Source organism: Legionella anisa (assembly GCF_001467525.1).
Classification (GTDB): Bacteria; Pseudomonadota; Gammaproteobacteria; order Legionellales; family Legionellaceae; genus Legionella; species Legionella anisa.
In genome coordinates, this window is record NZ_LNXS01000054.1 from 329,138 (window position 1) to 352,054 (window position 22,917).

Here is a 22,917-nt window from a genome sequence, read left to right on the forward strand (position 1 = left end):
TTTTAACCAATCCATAATAGAATAGCTTGGCATGATCTAGAGTTTAAAGATAGGATTTACATTTCATCCGTTATAATTTCGTGATAGTTTTTACAATTAGTTAGTTATAAAAAACAAAAACTTGCTCAACGTATAGGTAAAGATTAAATGTCTAATGTTTATGTCAAGATTAAAGAAAGCTATTTCATTTGGAGTTTAATCAATTTTTTTGGGGATTGCAGTGCTTATATCATCAATCAATTTTATTTATTCAAAAAAAAATTAGGGTGGGCATTAACCAATGAGTTAGCTTCTATTTCTCATAATCGTTCTTATCGTCACACATTAAAATCTTTTATCAGATATTGCCAACAGCAGCAGCCGCAACCAATTTTTTTCCCGAATGCTCATAAAGATATCGATGTCTCTATTATTATTCCTGTCTATAATCAATGGAAATTAACGTGTGCCTGTATAAACTCTATTTTGAGCACATGTGATGGTGATGTTAATTATGAGCTAATTTTGGCTGATGATTGCTCAACAGATGATACAATGAATGCAGCTACAGTATATCCAGGTTTAATTGTAATTAAGACTGAGAAAAATAGTGGTTTTTTGCAAAATTGTAATCATGCTGCACGAATAGCTCGAGGGCGTTATATTCTATTACTTAATAATGACACTATAGTATTACCCAATTGGTTGGAAAATTTATATAAGACCATTGAGTCTGATAAACATATTGCAATTGTTGGGTCTAAGATTTTATACCCCACTGGCCTGATTCAGGAAGCTGGCTCAGTAATATTTCATAATGGAGCTACTTTAAATATTGGGCCAGATAGTAGTCGTGAGTGGTTTTTTTTCAATACTCAACGTGATACCGATTATATTTCAGGCTGCTCTATTCTAATTCGAAAATCATTTTGGGATTCTGTAGGAGGATTTGATCCTCGTTATAAAAATGCTTATTATGAAGATACAGACTTGGCAATGACTGCCCATGCACAAGGGATGAGAGTAATTTACCAACCCAATTCTGAAGTCGTGCATTTTCTCCATAAAACTTACGCACACACACATCGAAATCTTTTAGAACAGAATAAAAAATTATTTATAGAGAAGTGGGGAGATGTTTTAAAAAATCATTCTAAGTTTGGTTCCTCCTGGCATATAGCAATGACTCGAGCTGAGCAGAAACCGTCCCAGGAAGCGCGTCAACGTCGTGCAAATAATCGTTTAAATATATTATATTATTCTCCTATCCCAACTTACCCATCTAATCATGGTAATCGAGTTCGGATGTGCAATCTTATTAAGAAATTTGAGGAAATGGGCCATAAAGTCCACTTCGTTATGTTAGAAAATCCCGAATGTGATCAAGCGATTTTACGGGCAATGAAAAATCAATTTAGCACGCTGGATGTTATACCGTGCAAAAAATCTTTATTTAGTGCGGGGACCGTTCCCTATGATGGATGGTACGTGAATGGGATAGGAGAGCATATCCACTTTTTATGTAAATATTACGATATTGATCTTGTTGTATGTTCTTATGTATACCAATCAAAACTACTGGAATTTGTGCCTAATTACATTTTAAGAGTAATCGATACTCACGATAAAATGGGAAATCGTTCCGAAATGTTGCGTTTGAATAAATTACCAACTAGAAGTTTTTCATGTAGTCAAGAAGAGGAAGGAGCTTATCTTAGAAGATCTGATCTGGTCATTGGAATAACTGAGGAAGAGGCCGGATACTTTGAGACGATTTCTGGTCAGAAAAATACAGTCGTAATTTCTCATGTTGAAAAACCCAAATTCTTAAAACATAATTTTTCCTCATTAAATAATGTGGGTATTGTTGCAAGTAATAATTTATTTAATTTAGCCATGGTGCGGAAGTTTTTGGAACGTATCGATCGGTATTTACAAGGAAAAGATAACATACCCTTCGTAGTCCATATTGCGGGAGAAGTAAAAGAAGCAGTTGCTAAAAAAAGCTCTGTTTCTGAAATGAGAGTCTTTAAAAAACCTTGGGTCAACTCGCATGGGTATGTCACAAATATTACTGAATTCTATAGTCAAATGGATTTGATCATATCTCCTATGACGTGCGGTACTGGAATCAATATTAAGACCGTTGAGGCAATGGCATATGGGATGCCATTGTTAACCACCGTGCATGGTGGTAGGGGAATAGATTTGGATGATGAGATGCATAATCATAAAGACATTGATGCTTTAGTTAATTCCTTATTTGCTATCAGTGAGAATCCTATTGCGGAACTTAAACGGCTTGCGGACTTAAGCCAAAAAAAATACACGCAATTTTATGAGAAAAATGAAAGTAACATTAAACTTTTGTTTGAACATCCAAAATTAAAGATAACTTAAGAAATTATCAATAGACCCTAATTATTGTGTATCTCATTGACTATTACAATGAAACAAATGGTGCGTGGGGCAGAGCATTTTGCATAGGTGATTGGGTTCATCAAACTGTAATAATTCTACTGTTACAGCATCAATTATTCATTCTCGAACCACACGAGAAAATAAATTAATTTTTTTTGAACATATAAATTCTTTCATAAACCCAAGCCATGAACTATGCACATACAAGCTGTTATAATATTCTGGAGCTATTTTTCTTAATTGAGGGGTTCTTGACCAGGGGATGCCTGGAAAATCATGATGCTCAACATGATGTCCAAAATTAAAAGTAAGATAATTCAATGGACCGTAGTAGGAATACGTTTCCTGTTGTTTATGCGCTACATAATGCTCGGCGATAAAATGAGTAGCCAGGGGATGAAGGCTCATGCCAACTAAAGTAGATAAAATTAAAAAGCCTAAAAACTTCCAACCAAATAAAAAAGTCACTAAAACATTAAACAATAATTGCAAAGTAATATTACTTATCTCCCAGGAAGACATTTTTTGTGGCCATTTAATTATTGGACGAAGGCTATATGTCAGAGGTTGAATAAGTAACCAGAATAGTTTGCCTGTCATGGAATTGAATATTTTTGCTTCAACCAATACAGGAACATCGCCATCTTTTTTCTTATCACCTAGATGTCGATGATGTAAATGATGATATTTTTCAAAACTGATTGCCGCAGGAATTCCTAATGGCAGATTAACTAAGAGTGCAAAATAACGATTAGCCTTTTTTGATTTAAATGCTAAATTATGAGTTATTTCATGAATCGCAGTAAAAATGGCATGATTTATTGTGGCTCCTATAAAATATAAAATAAATAGCCACCAAAATAGAGTTGTTGCTCTGCACCAATAAGCTAATGTTAACTGAAATGATACTAAAGCCAAACTAATATATATGGTTTTGGATTCATGACCAAATAAATCTTTAACTTCAGGATACTTTAATAATATTTCTTTACGCCGCCGCCTATGAAAATCGGCTTCATTCACAAAAATAAATGAAGAGTAACTCTTATTTGTCATGGATTTCCAATTCCCTCTTGTTCCAGGTTTTTGTATATATAATATATGCTAGCTAATGTAAGATTCATAGCGATTTAAAATTGCATCTACCGGTCTTGAGGGAAGTAAATGAGCTAATTTGATGAGCATGTGCAAAGGCCATGGAAAGACAATGGACGCTTTGTTTTTTAGCAATCCTTTTTGAATCATTTTTGCCGCTTTCTCGCTTGACATTAAAAAAGGCTTCAGCCCAGTAAGCCGATCAGACATATCCGTCTTAATATACCCAGGGCAAATCACATTAACATGGATCTGATATCGAATAAGCCAAGCACGTAAGGACTGACCGTATATATGAAGCGCTGCCTTACTGGCGCAGTAGCTTGGAGACTGAGGTAATCCACGTAAGCCAGCAATGGAACTCATCATTGCTATTTGACCCTTTTTTCTTTCTATCATTCTGGGAATTAGCGGGGTAACGGTATTCATAGTCCCTTGCAAATTAATAGCAAAAACCTGGTTAATATGTTCTTCTTTTTCTGGTTGCCAATTAGGTTGTAATGTAGATGAGATCCCCGCGTTAGCAATCACCAAGTCGATAGGCATTTTATTATCAACCTCAATAATAAATTTTTTTAGTTGAGTTGCATTTTGGACATCAATACTTTCATAAATTGTATTTGCACCTTGTTCTTGACAACGTCGGGAAACATTGTCCAAAGTGTTGAGATCTCGTGCAACTAAAATCAAATTTATATTGGGTGCAGCATAAAGTATTGCCAATTGCTCGCCAATACCACGACTTGCTCCCGTAATTAATATTGTTTTTTCATTCATGCGGTTGACACTCTTTTTATATCCCTTCTGCTGAAAATATTTTAAATTCCCTGTTAAATTCCGAATGATTTATTTTTATACAAGACGAATGATTTAAAAATTGTTACAAAAGTTAGCAAGGAAATCAATAAAAAATAGGAGGCAATTGATATCCTTATAAATGATTTAGACTAGGGTCTGTTTCCATTTCTACTATCTTGGCCAAAATGACATGATTTTCTGTGTTCCGATGCTCACATACTTTGTGTATGCTGCGCTTCGGTACTCGAAACTCAAGCCATTTTGACTCAATCTAGCGAAATGTAAACAGACCCTAATTTATTAAAAGCAAGTTAGTGAGATGACGGTCTTGTAATTGTTTGTTATTATCTTCATATTAATTAAATTGCAATTTAGGATGCTGCTGCAATTGTTATAAAAATCTATCAAGTTTTTATATATGTTTAATTGGATTTAATCATGATAAAAGAAAAATCACGGACTTGGCAAAAGACCTCCATGTGTCTCGGCAAATTTTTTGCAAAATATAGTCCTTTTCCTGCGGGATTTTATACAATAAATTCTTTAATTTTAGCAGCGATCGCTGTTTTTTATTCTTATTTTCATTACTATGTTACTGCCATTTTACTTTTTCTTTTAGCAGGTATTTTTGATGTTATTGATGGTTCTGTTGCCCGAGCTCGAAATAAAGCATCCAATTTAGGGGCATTTGTTGATGGAACCATTGATAGGTTTGTTGATTTTGCTATTATTTTTTCCTATTTCTTTTGTGAAATTAAAGCATTTTATTTAAGCTTGGATCAATTAATCTGTATTACTTCTTTTGTGGTTATTTTGCCATCATTTATAGTTGCTTATGCCAATCATCGTGGTGCAGTATCCGATGATAATGAAACATTAATTTGGCGTGTTATGAATCGTGGAGAAATGCTTTTTTTCATGATAGGAATCTTGATTACCTCCCTATTTAGTTCTTATTGGGCAGGAGTCTTGCTCATATTTTTAATTTTTCTGTCAACATTTACGATAATGCAGACAATTTTTTTGACTATTTATCATGCGAGTAAACATAAATCTGCCTGAGTGGTCATAAGTAAAGTACTAAAAATTTGGATTATTCACTTAGGTTGAATTTATGTTAACAGTAGCTTTATTGGTTATTACTTATCTCATTATTTCGACTTTTATCTTAGGAATGTCTAACCCTGAACAAAAGAGGCTACGTCTTTTTTTTATTTCCATTAATTGTATTGTTATATTATGGGAAGCTTTTCCATTTTTTAAACCGATTCATTCAAACACGTTAAAAATCTTATATGATTGGTCTCCTTTATTATTTTTACCCTTGTTACATAAAGAAACTGAGCTATTGGCATCTGCATTTAATAAAATTTATTACGATGAAAAACTCATACATTTTGAGAAAAAATATTTTGAGTGGGTACTAAATTTTCATCATAACAATCGTGCAAACTCACTATTTCTTTCTGAGTTCTTGCATTTATGTTATCTAAGTTTTTTTATACTGATTTATGGAGTGCCTTTATTTTTTTATCTTCGCCAAGAATTTATACCATTCTATGAGTGTCAATTTGTTATCTTATTGCTACTTTTTTCATGTTACATAACCCATAGCATTATTCCAGCTTATGGGCCTCGTAACATTTTTGAGAAAATTAAAGATCATCGTAGTCATGGTTTTTTCTTTCGACTTACTCATAAATTATTACAAGATGGCTCAACTCCAGGCACTGCATTTCCGAGTGGTCATACAGGCGTATCTTCTGCTGTGTTATTAACAACGTGGCATTTACATACCCCATTATTTTATTACATCTTACCTTTTGGAATAGGATTGATAATTAGTACAATTTATGGAAGATTTCATTATGTTATTGATATGATATTTGGTTTTTTGTATGCGTTGATTGTTTTTTTTGTAGCAACATCCTTAATGCCCTATTATTCATAACATAGATAAATCAGCGGGAAATTTAAATTGTAGTCTGGGCTGCACCCAGGCTACAAAATATCCATGTATGAACTCAGACACACTGATCTTCTAAACTCAGCGAGTTGGCTTTGCTATTCGCATCGTGTGCTTTTTTAACTTTATGTTTGAATAATACATAGTTTCTCAATAGGCTTACAGTTTTATAGAGTTGCTCGTCTGTATGGAAACAATTCATAAATAATCTTACTCTTGCTAAATTTTTTTCTACTGCAGGATAAATAATAGGTAAAGCCAAGATGTGATTTTCTTTTAAGTAATGGCTAAGTTGGATTGCTGCTGAGTCTTCGCCAACCACAATAGGAATAATTGGAGTGTTATTGCTTAATCCTGTTGGGATATTTTGCTCTTTTAATAAAGACAATAACAGCGTATGCCTATCACGCAGCATACTTACTCGTTGAGGCTCTTTCTTCATTACCTCAATCGCCGCTAATGCAGCGGCAGTATTTGCAGGTGATATGCCTGCTGAATAAACAAAACCAGCTGCGGTATACCTAAGATTTTCAATTAATTCATGAGAGCCTGCTAGGTAACCGCCGCAACTTGCAAATGCTTTACTTAGTGTTCCCATCCAAATATCGACATCTTTGGAGTCTAAATTATAATATTCACGAATGCCTTTGCCTGTTTCTCCTAATACACCAATAGAATGTGCTTCATCTATCATTAAAAAAGCATGGAATTGCTTTTTAATCGTAATAAGATCGGGAACATCAGCAATATCTCCATCCATGCTAAAAACCCCTTCCGTGACAATTAATACCTTTCTATATTGATCGCGATATTTTTCAAGAAAATCAATGAGGAATTGATGATTATTATGTGGAAAGGCAATACGTTCAGCTCCAGAAAACACAGCAGCTTGAATAATACTATTATGTGCGAGTTCATCATGAATAATAAGATCATTTTTGCCAAACAAATGCGTAATAACAGTAATGTTGGTTAAATATCCGGAAGGGAACACGAGACAATCTTCTGTACCGATTAAATCAGCGATTGTTTTTTCTAATTCTCCATGAAGTGATTTTTCACCTGAAACCAGACGACTGGCAGAAACAGAAGTTCCCAGTTTTTTTACTGCAGCAAGTACCGCCTCAGTAACACTAGGTTCACCAGATAAGCCTAAGTAATTATAACCCGAATAATTAATATAATGTTCTCTATCGATTATTGTTGTATTGCTGGATATGCCTTCATTAACATTGAAGTAAATTTTTTTTATATCACTAATAAAATGATTATCTAACTTTGTCTCAGCATTTTGAATCAAACTTCCTAATCCAAATGATACTGGAAAATCCACAAGCCTAAATGACTCACCATTGACTGATGATTTATTCATGAATACCGGTGCATTTTGAATTTGTTTTAAATCTTTAGCAGGAGTGTTTTCCACCAAAAAAGCGATGAGTTGATTTAAAGAATATTGTTCAAATAAAGGCAGTAATTCAATCTGTTTTCCTATCTTAGTTTGTAAATCATTGGATAATTCCACTGCTGCAATAGAATTTATACCTAAAGCAGTAATTGATTTATCATAATCATGTTCGGATAAAACCATATTGAGACGCCGCATTAACCATTCGGTTAACCATCTTTTAACTTCATTGACTGATAAGGTTAGAGAAAAGCCATCGTTTTGATTTGTGTCTTCTTTTTCCCACAATGCGATATTTTTTAAAGTCTTATCGAGAAATGACTTACGGGCAAGCCAACGTTGGATTTTTCCACTTGAAGTTTTAGGGAGGGTATAAGGTTTTATTAAAACGATAGAATAGGGCACTAATCCAAATTGATCCAAAAGAATGGCTCGAATTTCAGAAAATAATAAGTCAAATTCAACATGATTTAGTGCAATACGTTTGACCTCTTGTACTACAATTAACTCCTGTCTTTCATCCACCTCTATAGCAAAAGCAGCCGCGCCTTGGGGTTCAAAGACTGCCTGATTCTGAGTAATGGCTTGCTCAATATCTTGAGGATAATAATTTTTACCATGAATAATAATTAAATCTTTGATTCGTCCTGTAACGTATAAATTTCCTTGGTGGATGAACCCAAGATCTCCGGTTCTTAAATAGAATAGATCGGGAGTATTAGGTAGCTGGTTTTCAAAAGTGGCTTTAGAGAGGTCTGTTTTATTCCAATAGCCTTTTGCTATACTTGGTCCACTTGCCCATATTTCACCTATACTACCCTCAGGCAATTCATTTAATGTATGAGGTTCAACAATGCGAATACTATGATCCGAGAGGCAATGGCCACAGTTTACTATATTCATAGTAGAATGATTTAAGGACTCCGGTGCAATGGATATCGTTCCTGATTCAAAATTCGATTTAATTAATTTTAATGAAGTATCTGGTACATTATATTGTTTTGCTGTGAGCATTAAGGTAGCTTCAGCAAGACCATAACAGGGATAGATTGTTTGTGGCGATAGGCCTGTGATAGCAAATGTATTAATAAATTGCTGAACGGATTCAAATTGAATTGGTTCAGATCCATTGTATATACAACGCAAAGAGCTTAGATCCAATTGCTTTATTTGAGCAGGAGTAATTTTCTTTACACAGAAATCAAAAGCAAAATTAGGAACACAGGTGAGTGTAATACGTTCTTGAGAAATAATTTCTAACCAGCGTACGGGCGAATGTAAAAAGTAAGCTGGCGGCATTAAAATAAGCTCAAATCTTTTATATATCGATGTAAGTACACATCCAATTAAACCCATATCATGATAAGGAGGCAGCCAGGAACACACTTTATCTCGCTCCGTTTCTTTAGATGGGGTAAAGCTGAGTATTCCCTTAATATTTGCAACAAGATTTAAATGACTGATGAGTACACCCTTGGGTGTGTTTGTAGATCCAGAGGTATACTGCAAAAAAGCAATTTTGTTTTGTTCAACAGGAAAGGAGCGGTATTTCTCAACAACTTCTTTATCTATGGAATCAATGTCTATAACCGTATAATCCATAAACTCAGCGGCAAGAGTTTGATTTGTAATCACAAATTTCGCTTGTGAATCATCAAGAATAGAAAAGACACGATTTTTATGCTGATTTCTTCTGGGTGGATATACTGGAACAGCGATTACTCCTGAGTAAAGGCAAGCAAAAAAAGCAACAACGTAATCTAATCCAGGTGGTAACAGAATGACAGCACGCTCATCATAATAAGATTCACGTTGTTGCAATATATAAGCCAATCGACGAGCTTGTTGGTCAAGTTCTTTATAAGTCAATGTTTCATAGTTTTTTTGTGTTAAAAATTTAATGGCGATACAATCAGGATATTCTTTTACATGTCCTTGGAGAGCATCAACGATAGAAATAAAATCTTGCATTGAGTTTTTATCCATTTTATAAACTGCATACATCTAGTATATTTTTGCTTGGTTGATAAATACTAGTTCCTACTTTATCTCATTCGAACACGGTTACAATTCAAATCTACTCAAAAAAGCAGGTTTTAATTTGAGTGATATTCCTTTATAAGTCATTTTATTCGTTCCTTGATAATGTGTTTACGCCTATGATAAGTTGAATGGGATCTAAAAGTAAATATTTGTTAAAATAGCTGTTTTTTCCTAAGTGGAACTATAACGGCGTAAAGCAAGAACAGCATTTAGCCTCCAAAAGCAAAGGATGGGCATAAGGCATATTCAATTGAATATGGATAAGATTTGTTTGTTAGGAGCCTTTTCTATGAGATTTAGAGTAAGGTCACACAGCACTGTTCTCAGTGGCTTGTTGCACTAAAGTATCAATGCACGCAATAATATCATAAACGGTTTTAGCTTCTTTTACTTTATCTGCAATATCGAGGTTAAACTCCTCTTCTAAAGTAAATACTAAATTAACCAAATCCAGAGAGTCATCACAAATCTCATTTATGGGTTGAGTGATCTGTATATTTTCAGGTGAAAGCGTAAGAACCTTTGCTATAACTTGTAAAACACGTTTTTGAACTTGCTGACTCATAAAAATCCTTATTTAGATAATCAAATTTAAATCGTATTAACGAATCTGAGTCGCATAATGCGCTTCAAAAACTTAGATTCTATGTGAACAATTTTAAATTGAAACTTAGCAATACTTATTAAGGAGATCTTACAACTTCTGCTTTTTTATGCAAGTAACAGGTTGCATAAAATAAGTAAAGACCGCATACTCAAATCCTGCATTTAAATGAAAGTGACAACGTTTTAAAATGGAGATTTTATGTCAATTGATGTGGTTTTATGCGAAAAATCGAAACACTTTAATGATTTTTTACACGTTCCATTTCAATTACATAAATACAACGAGAACTGGGTTCCACCATTACACCATACTATAAAACGTATTCTAGATAAAAAAAATCCATTTTATAAAGAGGCGGAAATCAACCATTGGGTTGCATACCATGGAAATAAAGCTGTGGGTAGAATATCGGCTATTATTAATAAATTGCATCACAAAATACATGATGAAAAAATTGCTTTTTGGGGTTTTTTTGAATGTAAAAACTCGAATGAAGTGGCGAGTGCTCTTTTTAAGCATGCAGAACGATGGGTTGTTGAACAGGGCATGCAGGGTATGCGTGGACCAATGAATCCTTCAATAAATTATGAATGTGGGTTACAAATTTCTGCTTTTGATACGAAACCCTATATTATGATGCCTCAAAATCCTGAGTACTATATAAATTTAGTAGAACAAGAAGGGTATAAAAAAGTAAAGGATCTTCAGGCATGGACTGTGGGTATGGATGAGATTGCATTTGATCCTAAAAAAATACAGATCATTAAAAAAATATGTGAGAAATATCGTATTACAATCAGAACAATCAATATGAAGGATTTTAAAAATGAAATCAAATTGATTGTTAAAATTTATAATGATGCCTGGGCAAAAAACTGGGGTTACTTACCTCTAGATGTCGAAGAATTTTATTATTTAGCTTCAGAGTTAAAATCTTCAATTTTACCTAATTTAATATTTATTGCTGAGGTAGAAGGGGAACCATGTGGATTTTCAGTGGGACTTCCAGATCTGAATCAATTATTAATTCATGCAAGAAATGGTAAATTATTTCCTTTCAATTTCTTAAAGTTACTTTGGCAATTCAAAGTAAAAAAAACAATTAATCAAGGCCGAGTTCCATTATTGGGTGTACTTCAAAAATATCAGCATCTTCCAATAGGAGGGCTGCTTTATTATGAATACTTCCGAAAAATAGATCAGCTCGATTATCAACAAGGAGAGCTTTCATGGATATTGGAGGACAATCATGCCATGCAAGCAGGACTTGAGTTAATTAACGCAACACACTATAAAACCTATAGAATTTATGAGAAAAGCTTAGTCAACATCTCCTAAAGTTTTTATTACCTTAGAACTATAGTTCTCTCTTGTGAAGGGAATTTAAATCGTATGATGATATTTTTTTCAGGAGATTGGGAAAAGAAAAAGGAAAAATCTACGTTTTTTAAGCGATTGCTTGGAATAGAGAATGAAACAAATATTGCTTGGAATGTCTCGATTGTTATTACATGGGATTTTAGGACGTCGTCCAACAGGAATTGATCGAGTGATTATCTCCTATTTACACTATTATAAAAAAAACGTGCGGGGAGTATTTCAACTTAAGCTCGCTCATTGGCGATTTAATTTTGTTTTATCGCATGATGCTACGCGCCAGATAATGCAATTGATAGATTCCAAATCAAAGTTTTATAGGTTCAAGATAGCATTATTGTTGATTAAATCGATTTTGCGCCAACAAAATAAACAAAATTTAGCGGGAAGTTTTTTGTTGAATATTGAACCTACTCGATTTGATGGTTATCCTCAAATAAGTAAACAAGCAGGAGTCATGAATCTGTTTATGGTACATGATTTAATTCCTTTGAAATATCCTGAATATTGTCCCCCCAAAAGACCTAAAAAGTTTTTAGCGATGGTTGATCATGTAGTAACATATGCACATGGCATCTTGACTAACTCGAGATCAACGTTAGAAGAACTGCATGTTTTTACCTCATCTCAGTATAAACAACTACCCCCGGCCGAGGTTGTATTATTAGGTAGTAATACTTTGTTCCACTCTTCAACCGTGATGGCAAAGCAGCCGCTCTCTCAACCTTATTTTGTAATACTGGGAACTATTGAACCTAGAAAAAATCATTTACTGTTGTTCCAGGTGTGGCGTCGTTTGGCGGAACGAATGAAGGAAAAAACACCGCGATTGGTCATAATTGGTAAAAGGGGTTGGGAGTTAGAAAATATTGTTGACTTTTTAGAGCGATGTGACATTTTACGAGAATTAGTTATCGAATGTTTTGTAGATGATAGTGAGTTAGTGAATTATTTAACTCATGCGCAGGCTTTATTATTTCCAACTTTTGCAGAAGGTTATGGGCTACCGTTAGCAGAAGCTTTATCTTTAAAAGTACCTGTCATTGCCAGTGACTTACCTGTATTTAAAGAAATTGCTGCTGATATTCCAGAATATATTGATCCACTTGATGGATTATCCTGGTTGGCAATGATTGAAGCCTATACTGACAACAATAGCGTACAACGAGTATCTCAGCTCAAAAGATTATCTCATTATAGCCTTCCTACATGGGCAGATCATTTTACAAAGGTAGATGCTTTTATGGACAGTTTACGAAGGAGAGAACCCTTGACTTAATTTTTCATTATAATATTCCAAGGTTTCTTTTGCTAAATTTTTCCATGAGTAACGCTGTACGCTTATTTTAGCCTGTTCAATTAATCTCCGACGCAAAACCGGATCGTCGATAAGTCGTTTTATGGCCTGTGCTAATGCATTACTGTCTTTGGGTGGAACGAGCAACGCTTCATGATTATCACGCACAACACTCATATAACCTTCAATCTTTGTAGTAACAATGGGGATGCCTGCTGCCATTGCTTCAATTAGAACAATACCAAAACTTTCATTACCAATTGATGGGGCGCAAAAAATATCTGCTGTTTGATAAAGGGCTACTAACTCTTCATCACTTACTGTCCCTAAATAGAGAATGTCTTGTAGATCAAAATGATTCAACTCAGTGGGAACAGAAGCTCCTGTCCATCTTGTTCCAGTTACTATCAGTCGTAGTTTAGGGTAAGTTACTTTTAAAAGTTGATAAGCTTCCAATAAATAGCGCAAGCCTTTTCGTTTGTACTGCGCATGGCCAACAAATAATAAATTAATATAGTCCGAATCATCTAACTGGGGAATGGATGGGACCGGTGAAGAAAACTTATCTAAGTTAACTCCATTAGGAATAATTTTATAATCATAAGGAAAATATTGTTCGATATATTTTGTTGCCGGTTGGGAAACGGTGATTCGCCCATGTAGCCGGTTTAACCATGTGTTTAATACAGGACGAAACATTCGATAAAGCGGTTGCCCTTCTTCATAATATGTATGAAAAGTAGCAAATAAGGGAGTTTTTTTGTGGAACAATGCAGAGATACACAACGGTGGTATTAAAGGTTCTTGGATATGGACTATATCAAAGTTCTCGGAGTTTAAAATTTTATATAAACGAGAGATTGCTTTGGGACTGAGTAAGATATGTGGGGGGATGTGTTTTCCTGTTTTCGCTGCCGAAGGAAAAGAAGCAATCTGAATAAAATTGGGTATACGTGAGGTTATTGATGGTTTCGAAGATGGTCCGATAATATAAACCGAGTTTCCTTGATTTGTTAACTCATACGCTAGGTCGCAGACATGATTTTTAACACCGCTAGGGGTAGCGTAGTCACAAGTTGATACAAAGGCTATTCTCATTTTAGTCGATTCACATTTTTATAAAATAGACAAAGCTTACTTATTAAAAGTCAATTACTGATTTAACGAAACAATCTAAAAACGGCCCACCACTATTAAGGAACAGTTCAGATTGAACTCACAGTATCATAACAATGAAAGTTTAAAATAGACTTTAATTCTACTCCTGTCAATGAGATAACTTGCTTATAAGTATTCTGTAAAAAATGGTTAATTTTCTATAGATTAGGGTCTGTAAACAGACCCTAATAAAGAGAAATTCTTTAGTTTAAATATAAATCTTGCATTACCCGATGAAATACATCTAGATTTTTATTATTAACAACTAAACCGTCGTTAATACAGAACCTGGTTGGCTTATCTTCTTTTATTGTATTTAGATTTTTCCCCAGATTACGGCTATCTAGACGAAAAAAATAATCTTTCTCTTGGATGAGATAAGCTTTATTAAAATACAAGTTTATGAAGCAAGATAAAAAGATAGCATGTATGTTGTTATCGGTTCTAAAACGAGATTGACTTGTTGCTAAAAGTTTTTCTTTGATTGCATTGTTTTCCCACATGTGTTGATAACTGCTTTTAAATAAAGGAGTACATTGATGTATTGGAAATTGAAAAAAAGAATAGCCCAAGCGTTTAGGAGGCATATATATTTTTTTAAAAATTTGATATGCATTAAAATAATGACGATCATGACCTGTTATGACACTCTTAGGTAAAATATAAGGCAGGATTTTAGTACTTACAGCGAATCGAGCTTGATTCTTATCAAAGAAATACTGCTCTGGTACTAGTCGACCAAGAAACATGTCATTATTAAAATAAATAAATTGCTCATTAAGTGCCGGAATTCTGTGTAAGTTTGCCTCGATAGCAAGACTATTAAATGTTGGAGAAAATTGCTCAACAGGTATTTCCGGAGGACAAATGTCGATTTCATCGATCCAAATAATTTTATTTTTAATGTGTTGCGATAAACCATCAATTTTAGGGAATTGATAGCGTTTTTTTATAATAAAGATTTTTTCTATCCAAGGAGCAAATTTTTCTAGGCTTAATAGACTATAAAATAGTTCTCCATAATCTCGGAAACGAGCTTTATGAATGGAGTTTGATAAATTTGGTATGTTTTTGTATCGGTTAAATTCATTGAGCCATTGAGGATCATTACAGTTTACCCAGGTATATACTGCATCTATTGGTTGATGCATTTTTTGCTTCCCCTAATGGCGCACACTTTGTGATTTATACGCGTTGTTTTCAAAGAGAGTTTCAACTCCGATCATTTAAGAGTCCTTATCATCCTCTATCAATTGCACTTATGCGCTACAGTCACTTTTGTTCTCGAGGGGGAACTACATTTCCTCCCAAGGCTTTATAAAGATTAATTTGAGCCGTTTGAAGTCGAACTATATTTTGTAAGTAAGCAAACTCTATGGAATTCAATTCTTCTTCTGCACGAAGCACTGTATTAAAATCAGTAGAGGCTTTGTGATAAGCAGCTCGAGCTAATTTTAAAGCAAGACGTTTTTGCTCCACTGCACGCTTGAGATGACTGAGACTTTTTTTATAATGCTGAAAAAAATCATATTGAGTTTCAACCTCATGTAATGCACGCATTACAGCGATTTGATATTGGATGACTGCAATAACTTTTTCACGTTTTCGTAACTCAATGCTATTGAATAAGCCTACATTGAATAAGGGCGCTCCAAAAGTTCCAAAGAATCTGGATTCTGGATCTTGTACTGTGAAAAAATTACGGGCGGTAATAATACTGCCTGCAATAGTTTGTGTTTGCCATCCTAATAACCATCCTACAGTGATTTGAGGTAATAAGTTCGACATAGCTACACGAATATTAGCATGAGAAGTTGCTATCCGTCGTTCCGCTGCCCTAATATCTGGCCGTCGACGTAAAAGCTCAGCAGGAATTCCTAGATTAATATTTTGAGTGATTTGAGGAATTGGTTTAGGTGGTAATAATTTTTTTGCCAATACTCCTGGATTATTTCCAGTTAATAATTCTATTTTGTGCAGTAGACCAGTAATGTATGCTTTATTTTGTTCTAATTGGGCTGCTTGCGTTTCAATCAATCCGTCTTGTTGTGATATATTTAAGTAACTTGCATATCCTGCTTTATGAAGTGACTTGATAAATTGCAGTGTTTGTTTGTTGCCTGAAATACTATTGAGTAATACTGTATTTCTTGCTTGTGCTTCACGTAACTCCAAATAGGAGGAAGCAATTTCTGAATATAAATTAATCAAGGAAAAATCTAGTTCAGCTTGCTCAGCTTGTAAATTTGCTTTAGCCATTTGTTTCATTTGGCGGTGTTTTCCAAAAAAATCAGGATCTAAAGAACCGCTTAACGCAATCAGTTGATTGATATCAAATCCTGTTCCAGTAGGGGGGGAAGCAGTAAGACCTAATGATGGCAATAATTGTGCTACAGCTACAGCGTGCTGAGCTCTTGCAACATTTACTCTGGCTTGTGCCATTTTTAAATTTAAACTATAGACTGCTTTTTGTTCAATAAGATCGTTTAATACAGGATCGTGAAAATTTCGCCACCAAGCCTCTTCGTTTTTTACTAAACTGACACGTTGCACATTGTGTCCCCAACTGGCTGGCATAGGGGTGCTAGGCGGAACATATTTTGGACCGATGGAACATCCATTCAGAATTAGAGTAACAACTAATGTAAAATAAGAAGTAAAATATTTCATCGGATGATCATGTCTTCTTTTTAACAGCAATATGGGCATCAAGTTGTCGTCCTGCTGCAAGATCAGGGTAATCTTGTCGATTAAAAAAGTATAAGGCTTCTTGTACTCGCGCGTTGAGGCGATCATTGGTAATAATATACCGATCAAGCTGAATAAAGGTTAAAGGGATCTTTAGTTTATCTTCAGTTAAATAAACGGAGGCTTTAGGGGAATATTTTTTCGCATCTCGCTCTTCTATAGAAACACGTACCACCACTTTTTGAGCATCTCCTAAGAGTATAACTTGACTTCCTGCGCCAACAAATTCATCAACATGCGCATTAATTTGTAAAACAATTCCATCTTTGGGTGATGCAATGTTAAATTGATTGAGTGCCAATTTTGCATTTCTAAGATTTGCTTTTGCAACATCGATACCATGCTGTAATTGTTTGATTTGAATTTTACCCATTTTCACATCATATTCTTTTTCTCGTAATTCAACTGGATTAATAGCACGCTTATCAATACTCTTTAAGCGTTTTAATTGCGATTGGACATGCTTTAAGTTTTTTGCTTGAATTATGAAATTATTTTCTGCTTGTTGAAGCGCAATCTTATTGACGGTTACATTATGCAGTCCTATGGTGTCATCGAGTGAAAATAAAATCTCTCCCTTTTTTACCATTTGCCCCACTGTGACATTTATTTTTTTTACAATTCCACTTTGAATGCTCGGAACATGAGTCATGTCGTTTCCGGAGTCAAGAATCGCAGGGGCAATTATTTCTTCAGTTGCTGGAACTGGAACTGATATATTTTGAGGGATTATCATTTGGCGACTCAATAAAAAAGATAAGCATACGCCAATGATCAAAAGTAACAGAAAACCCCCACCAATAATTTTTCTTTTCATACTGTTTCCTTTTGATAAGTTACCTGATAATCATTTAATCCTTTAAACTCAAGTATTTTATCCGCGTGGGACATAATACGATAATCATGAGTAGAAATTAAAAAAGTACATCCGTACATTTGAGCGTATTCCCGTATCAACGAAAAAACTAAGTTACTACTATCCTTATCTAAATTACTGGTGGGTTCATCACAAAGAATTAAACGGGGGGCGCGAATTAATGCGCGCCCCATTGCTATTCTTTGTTTTTGTCCACCAGATAGAGTATCTAATTTAGAATGAATATGGATTTCAAGTCCTAAACGAATCATCAATTGTTTTGCTTTCTGATGGGCTTTCTCAGGTGACTCTCCATCAATCAATAAGGGCAATGCTATATTTTCAAGAGCAGACAAGGCAGGAAATAAATGAAGATGTTGAAAAAGAAAACTGATATGGGTGGCACGAAAAGCAACTTTTTTTTTCGGCGACATTTTATAAAGGTCATTCCCGGATACCGAGCAAATTCCTTGATCAGGAGAGAGAATCCCTCCAGCGATCATGAGCAACGTTGTTTTTCCACATCCAGATGCACCCATTAACATACCTATTTCGCCTGGATTAAGTGCTAATGAAAAATTATCTAATACAGAGAGTGTTGTGGTGCCCGTTTGGTAGGTTTTGCCAATACCTATACAATGTAAGACAGGAGATTCACTGGTATCGATTAATTTGAGTCGCGACATAATTCTACCGTATCCAAACGTAAGACTTTTAAGATAGCAAAATAAGATGAAAAAACAATGACTATTGTTGATCCTAATGCACCTAATAAAATGATCTGCCAAGTGAGATGGAATGCAACAGTAGTATCATGAAGAATAAATCCAAATAGGGCTGTTAATGTTAGCCCAATAAGATAACCCAATCCACCGATAATAGAAGCTTGAAATAATACCATGTTAATTAATGATGAGCTGGAAACCCCTAACATTTTCAACATACCAAATTGATGAAGATGGGTTAAAACAAAATTAGTAAAAATCTGCCACATCATAACAAGTCCAATAATAAACCCAACAATGGCTATAGCAATAAACGCAATAATAATAGGTGTTTTTTCGCGAAAAAATTTACTGGCACGATCGACGAATTGAGAGGGGGGTAATGGGAGAAATCCCGTTGCATTGCGAATTGCAAAGGCGACTTGATAGAGATTAGCTGAAGGTTTTATTTTGACTAAAATAAAAGAAGGCTTATTAGAAATATTGGGAATATGATTGCTCGTCATATAAGCTTTAGGCTCGTACATATAAGTACGTAGAGGTTTTGTAATCCCTGTTATGACCCACTTATTTCGTCCTTCAACCAATTTGTCACCAAGTCGTAGTGATTTTTTATTCGATATTTCAAACTGTTTTAATGCATAACCATCAATGATAATTGAATTGGCACTGTGGATTGTGGAGCGAGCGCCCGCAATCATTGTTTCAGGTAAGCCCAATAGAGTGTCAGGATCTACCCCAATTAGCTCCCATGTGGTCATTTTCGAAGTTTTAGGATGAATCATCGTTTGCCAAGTTCGATATATTTGTTTCGCCCAAAGTACTCCAGGAACACTACGAACACGATAGACATCTATAGGCCTAAAACGCACAGGGTCAGCAAATGTAAATGAGCTGTCATTCATAACCCATAAATCAATTCCAGTGACCGCTCGAATAGGCGCTACAATGCGATCAGTTACTCCTTGGTAAATAGCCGGTTGTTGCATGATAATGAAGGCAGAAAATGTCGCGCCGATCACCATGCCAATAAACTTGCGTTTACTGTTCACGAGCATTTTAAAAGCGACTGAAAACAAATTGATATGTGTTACATTAAATAATGAGCGAGCTATTTTACGAATCATTTCTCTAAACTTGGTGCTCTGCGGCAACCCTAATATGTTTGTCCTTAACCATAACAGCACTAATTAGTTTAAACATACCCTTTAGAGAGTACAAGCTAATTTGAAATATTAAGTAAAGTGTTTGCATAAATTATATAGTAAACAATGAGTTAACATGATTTATTTGTACGATGACTTAGGAGTTATATGTATTTTTATTGAATGTTGTTGTATAGTTCCAACCTGGATGGGTACTTGTTAGGGAATGAAATGGGTCGGTCTTTATCAAAAAATCACCCTGCGCAGATGTTTTTAATGTTATGGCGTCACCATGATCTTATTTTTCAACTCATTAAGCGAGATATCTTAATGAGATATCGTGGTTCTTTTGCCGGAATATTGTGGCTAATACTCGCTCCTTTACTGATGCTAGGCCTTTACACGCTTGTATTTAGTGTTTTTATGCATATCCAATGGCCAGGCGTTACTAATAATCTGATGTATTCATTACTGATCTATGTCGGTTTAATCATTTTGAATTTTTTTTCTGAATGTATGAATCGCTCACCCATTATGATTATAAGTAATGCAAATTTTGTAAAAAAGGTGGTTTTCCCTGTTGAAGTTTTCCCATGGGTGATCGTTGGAACCACTCTTTTTCATGCAATGGTTAATACGTTAATATTAGTAGTATTTTCTTTCTTTTTACTAGGAAAAATTAACATAACGATTTTGTTACTTCCTTTTTTGTTTGTCCCTTTAATTTTATTTACTTTAGGTTTGAGTTGGTTTCTTTGTTCGGCAGGGGTATATATAAGAGATATTGCTCATATGATGGCTTTTCTTTTACAAATTGTGATGTATCTTTCGCCTGTTTTCTATTCAATTAGTATGTTACCTGAGATGTTTCAAAAGATTTTACTGCTCAATCCATTAACTTTTATAATTGAACAAGCTCGAAGTCTTGTTATTTTTGGAACATTTCCTCAATGGACTACTCTGAGTATCTTTTTTGTAATTAGTATATGTGTTGCCTATATAGGATTTCTTGGATTTCAGAAAACAAAGGATGGTTTTGCAGATGTATTGTAGTAGGGGCTGTTTACATTTCGCTAGCTTGAGTTAAAATTGTTTGATTTTCGAGCAACGAAGCGCCGCATACATGAAGTATGTGAGCATCGGAGCACAGAAAATCAAACAATTTCGGCCAAGATAGTAGAAATGTAAGCAGACCCTAGTAGGAAAAGCAATTGTTATGCGAAAATTTTGTTGTGACTTGTTTGATACTTTTCATTACTCAAAAAATCATGGTAAGTTTTTACAATTCCTTCTCGTAAAGCAGTCCGAGCCACCCAGCCAAGTTCTTTCATACGATCGATATTTAATAGTTTCCGTGGCGTGCCATCAGGTTTCTCCGGGTCAAAAGCGATGGTTCCAGTAAAACCAATCACATCCATGATGAGTTCAGCTAGCATTTGAATACTCTCATCTACACCGCTACCAATGTTAAAGATCCCTTGAGCGGCAGGATGCTCCATAAGAAAAACACAGGCATCTGCCATATCATCTACATAAAGGAACTCTCGCTTAGGTCTACCTGTACCCCAAATAAAAAGTTGTTTATCACCCCGCAATTTTGCTTCATGTGTTTTACGGATCAGTGCGGGTAACACATGGCTATTATGCAAATCATAATTATCATTGGGACCATAGAGGTTCGTTGGCATGGCACATACATATTGTGTCCCATACTGACGGTTATAACTTTCACAGAGCTTAATACCGGCAATTTTAGCTATGGCATAAGGTTCATTCGTTTGTTCCAAAGAACCTGTTAATAAATAGTCTTCACGAATAGGTTGAGAGCAATCTCGTGGGTAAATACAACTGGAACCCAAAAACAATAATCGCTTAACTCCAGCCTGCCAAGCTGCATGAACCACATTGGTCTGTATCATTAAATTTTGATAGATAAATTCGGCACGATAATGATTATTGGCGTGAATTCCACCAACTTTTGCAGCTGCTAAAAAAACATAATCAGGTTTTTCTTGATCAAAAAAATCCCTGACAGCCATTTGGTTTGTAAGATCCAATTCAGCACGGCTACGAAGAAGCAAATGCTTATATCCTTTCGCTTGCAATTGCCGAACAATCGCTGACCCCACCATGCCGTGGTGTCCTGCGACATAGATTTTTGATGAAGTGTCTATCATCATATCTTTATTCGTGATAGTCATAAGCTGCAAATCCATGTTGTTTTACTAACTCATCTCGTTGCGCTATTTTGAGATCTTCCAACATCATTTCAGAGACCAATGATTGGAAGCTTGTTTTTGGGATCCAACCCAATTTTTCTCTTGCTTTAGTCGCATCCCCTAATAAATTATCTACTTCAGAGGGGCGGAAATAACGCGGATCCACGCACACAATATTATTACCATTTTGATCACAACCAATCTCTTTATCACCTTCACCATGCCAAGTAATGTTAATATTAACAACATGTGCAGCTGCTTCTACGAACTCTCTGACACTAAATTGTTGACCCGTAGCAATTACGAAATCTTCCGGTTGTTCCTGTTGCAACATGAGCCATTGCATTTCCACATAATCTCGTGCATGCCCCCAATCCCGCATTGCATCTAAGTTTCCTAAATAGAGGCATTTTTGCAAACCAAGCTTAATTCTTGCCAGAGCTCGTGTAATTTTACGAGTTACAAAAGTTTCGCCGCGGATCGGACTTTCATGATTAAATAAAATTCCGTTACACGCATAGATACCATAGGCCTCTCGGTAATTAACTGTTATCCAATAAGCATAGAGTTTGGCAACTGCATAGGGGCTGCGCGGATAAAATGGCGTGCTTTCCTTTTGTGGCATTTCTTGCACTAAACCATAAAGTTCTGACGTAGATGCTTGATAGAAACGAGTCTTGTCATTCAGTTTAAGCAAACGAATGGCTTCTAAAATTCTTAATGTGCCAATACCATCCGCATTGGCTGTATATTCTGGTGTTTCGAAACTGACAGCAACATGACTCATGGCGGCAAGATTATAAATTTCATCTGGTTGAACCTCCTGAATAATGCGAATCAAATTCGTAGAATCGGTGAGATCTCCATGATGCAAAATAAATCTTCGATCCTCCAGATGAACATCTTGATAGAGATGATCAATTCTATCGGTATTAAATAAAGAAGAACGACGCTTAATTCCATGAACTTCGTAGCCTTTACGAAGTAAAAGCTCTGCCAAGTAAGTTCCATCTTGCCCTGTAATTCCAGTAATTAATGCTTTTTTCATTTTTTCCCTTATGAAATACTTTTCCTT

At 35.1% G+C, this 22,917-nt stretch carries 18 protein-coding genes; 6 read left to right on the forward strand and 12 right to left on the reverse strand.

Annotation, left to right across the window (positions count from 1 at the left end):
- Positions 1-147 precede the first annotated feature (147 nt).
- Positions 148-2,379 carry a glycosyltransferase gene (locus tag Lani_RS17915; protein WP_058388737.1) on the forward strand — a complete coding sequence of 744 codons (2,232 nt, stop codon included), beginning with the start codon at positions 148-150 and terminating at the stop codon, positions 2,377-2,379.
- A gap of 138 nt (positions 2,380-2,517) precedes the next feature.
- Here the strand turns inward: Lani_RS17915 and Lani_RS17920 are convergent, their stop codons facing one another.
- Both Lani_RS17920 and Lani_RS17925 read right to left on the reverse strand, forming a co-directional pair.
- Positions 2,518-3,456 carry a fatty acid desaturase gene (locus Lani_RS17920; RefSeq protein ID WP_019235401.1) on the reverse strand — a complete coding sequence of 313 codons (939 nt, stop codon included), beginning with the start codon at positions 3,454-3,456 and terminating at the stop codon, positions 2,518-2,520.
- A 48-nt stretch (positions 3,457-3,504) separates the two neighbouring features.
- The gene (locus tag Lani_RS17925; protein ID WP_019235400.1) at positions 3,505-4,272 is read right to left on the reverse strand and encodes an SDR family NAD(P)-dependent oxidoreductase; all 768 of its coding nucleotides are present in this window, start codon (positions 4,270-4,272) and stop codon (positions 3,505-3,507) included.
- A 459-nt stretch (positions 4,273-4,731) separates the two neighbouring features.
- Between Lani_RS17925 and Lani_RS17930 the strand changes: the two genes are divergently transcribed.
- Both Lani_RS17930 and Lani_RS17935 read left to right on the forward strand, forming a co-directional pair.
- Positions 4,732-5,355: a CDP-alcohol phosphatidyltransferase family protein gene (locus Lani_RS17930; RefSeq protein ID WP_019235399.1), complete on the forward strand. Its 624-nt coding sequence runs from the start codon at positions 4,732-4,734 to the stop codon at positions 5,353-5,355.
- A 52-nt stretch (positions 5,356-5,407) separates the two neighbouring features.
- A complete protein-coding gene (locus Lani_RS17935; protein ID WP_019235398.1) occupies positions 5,408-6,244 on the forward strand; it encodes a phosphatase PAP2 family protein in 837 nt (278 codons plus the stop codon).
- Positions 6,245-6,317: 73 nt separating this feature from the next.
- On the opposite strand, the gene Lani_RS17940 is transcribed toward Lani_RS17935, so the two are convergent.
- Both Lani_RS17940 and Lani_RS17945 read right to left on the reverse strand, forming a co-directional pair.
- Complete coding sequence (locus tag Lani_RS17940) at positions 6,318-9,653, reverse strand: aminotransferase class I/II-fold pyridoxal phosphate-dependent enzyme (protein WP_160163613.1); 3,336 nt, start codon at positions 9,651-9,653, stop codon at positions 6,318-6,320.
- A 364-nt stretch (positions 9,654-10,017) separates the two neighbouring features.
- Positions 10,018-10,275, reverse strand: a complete 258-nt coding sequence (locus tag Lani_RS17945) for an acyl carrier protein (protein WP_019235396.1) — start codon at positions 10,273-10,275, stop codon at positions 10,018-10,020.
- A 240-nt stretch (positions 10,276-10,515) separates the two neighbouring features.
- Between Lani_RS17945 and Lani_RS17950 the strand changes: the two genes are divergently transcribed.
- The gene (locus Lani_RS17950) at positions 10,516-11,655 is read left to right on the forward strand and encodes a GNAT family N-acetyltransferase (protein WP_058388738.1); all 1,140 of its coding nucleotides are present in this window, start codon (positions 10,516-10,518) and stop codon (positions 11,653-11,655) included.
- Positions 11,656-11,788: 133 nt separating this feature from the next.
- Positions 11,789-12,973, forward strand: a complete 1,185-nt coding sequence (locus Lani_RS17955) for a glycosyltransferase family 4 protein (RefSeq protein ID WP_019235395.1) — start codon at positions 11,789-11,791, stop codon at positions 12,971-12,973.
- On the opposite strand, the gene Lani_RS17960 is transcribed toward Lani_RS17955, so the two are convergent.
- From Lani_RS17960 to Lani_RS17985, 6 genes are all read right to left on the reverse strand, one after another.
- Entirely contained in the window at positions 12,947-14,089 is a 1,143-nt protein-coding gene (locus Lani_RS17960; protein WP_019235394.1) for a glycosyltransferase family 4 protein, read from the reverse strand. The genes Lani_RS17955 and Lani_RS17960 overlap by 27 nt on opposite strands.
- 263 nt (positions 14,090-14,352) lie before the next feature.
- Positions 14,353-15,300 carry a Stealth CR1 domain-containing protein gene (locus Lani_RS17965; RefSeq protein WP_019235393.1) on the reverse strand — a complete coding sequence of 316 codons (948 nt, stop codon included), beginning with the start codon at positions 15,298-15,300 and terminating at the stop codon, positions 14,353-14,355.
- Between the two features lie 121 nt (positions 15,301-15,421).
- Positions 15,422-16,858 (reverse strand): efflux transporter outer membrane subunit, encoded by a 1,437-nt coding sequence (locus tag Lani_RS17970; protein ID WP_058388739.1) that lies wholly within the window; start codon positions 16,856-16,858, stop codon positions 15,422-15,424.
- Entirely contained in the window at positions 16,827-17,714 is an 888-nt protein-coding gene (locus Lani_RS17975; protein ID WP_019235391.1) for an efflux RND transporter periplasmic adaptor subunit, read from the reverse strand. The genes Lani_RS17970 and Lani_RS17975 overlap by 32 nt, the downstream gene beginning before the upstream one ends.
- The gene (locus Lani_RS17980; protein WP_019235390.1) at positions 17,711-18,439 is read right to left on the reverse strand and encodes an ABC transporter ATP-binding protein; all 729 of its coding nucleotides are present in this window, start codon (positions 18,437-18,439) and stop codon (positions 17,711-17,713) included. The genes Lani_RS17975 and Lani_RS17980 overlap by 4 nt, the downstream gene beginning before the upstream one ends.
- Complete coding sequence (locus tag Lani_RS17985) at positions 18,421-19,605, reverse strand: ABC transporter permease (RefSeq protein WP_019235389.1); 1,185 nt, start codon at positions 19,603-19,605, stop codon at positions 18,421-18,423. Before Lani_RS17985 ends, Lani_RS17980 begins: the two co-directional genes overlap by 19 nt.
- A 249-nt stretch (positions 19,606-19,854) precedes the next feature.
- On the opposite strand from Lani_RS17985, the gene Lani_RS17990 reads away from it, so the two are divergent.
- Entirely contained in the window at positions 19,855-20,676 is an 822-nt protein-coding gene (locus tag Lani_RS17990) for an ABC transporter permease (RefSeq protein WP_202803987.1), read from the forward strand.
- A gap of 161 nt (positions 20,677-20,837) precedes the next feature.
- Here Lani_RS17990 and fcl read toward each other — a convergent pair whose 3' ends face one another.
- Together fcl and gmd are read right to left on the reverse strand one after the other, a co-directional pair.
- Complete coding sequence (fcl, locus tag Lani_RS17995; RefSeq protein ID WP_019235387.1) at positions 20,838-21,824, reverse strand: GDP-L-fucose synthase; 987 nt, start codon at positions 21,822-21,824, stop codon at positions 20,838-20,840.
- Positions 21,808-22,890: a GDP-mannose 4,6-dehydratase gene (gene gmd, locus Lani_RS18000; RefSeq protein ID WP_019235386.1), complete on the reverse strand. Its 1,083-nt coding sequence runs from the start codon at positions 22,888-22,890 to the stop codon at positions 21,808-21,810. The genes fcl and gmd overlap by 17 nt, the downstream gene beginning before the upstream one ends.
- Positions 22,891-22,917: the final 27 nt, after the last annotated feature.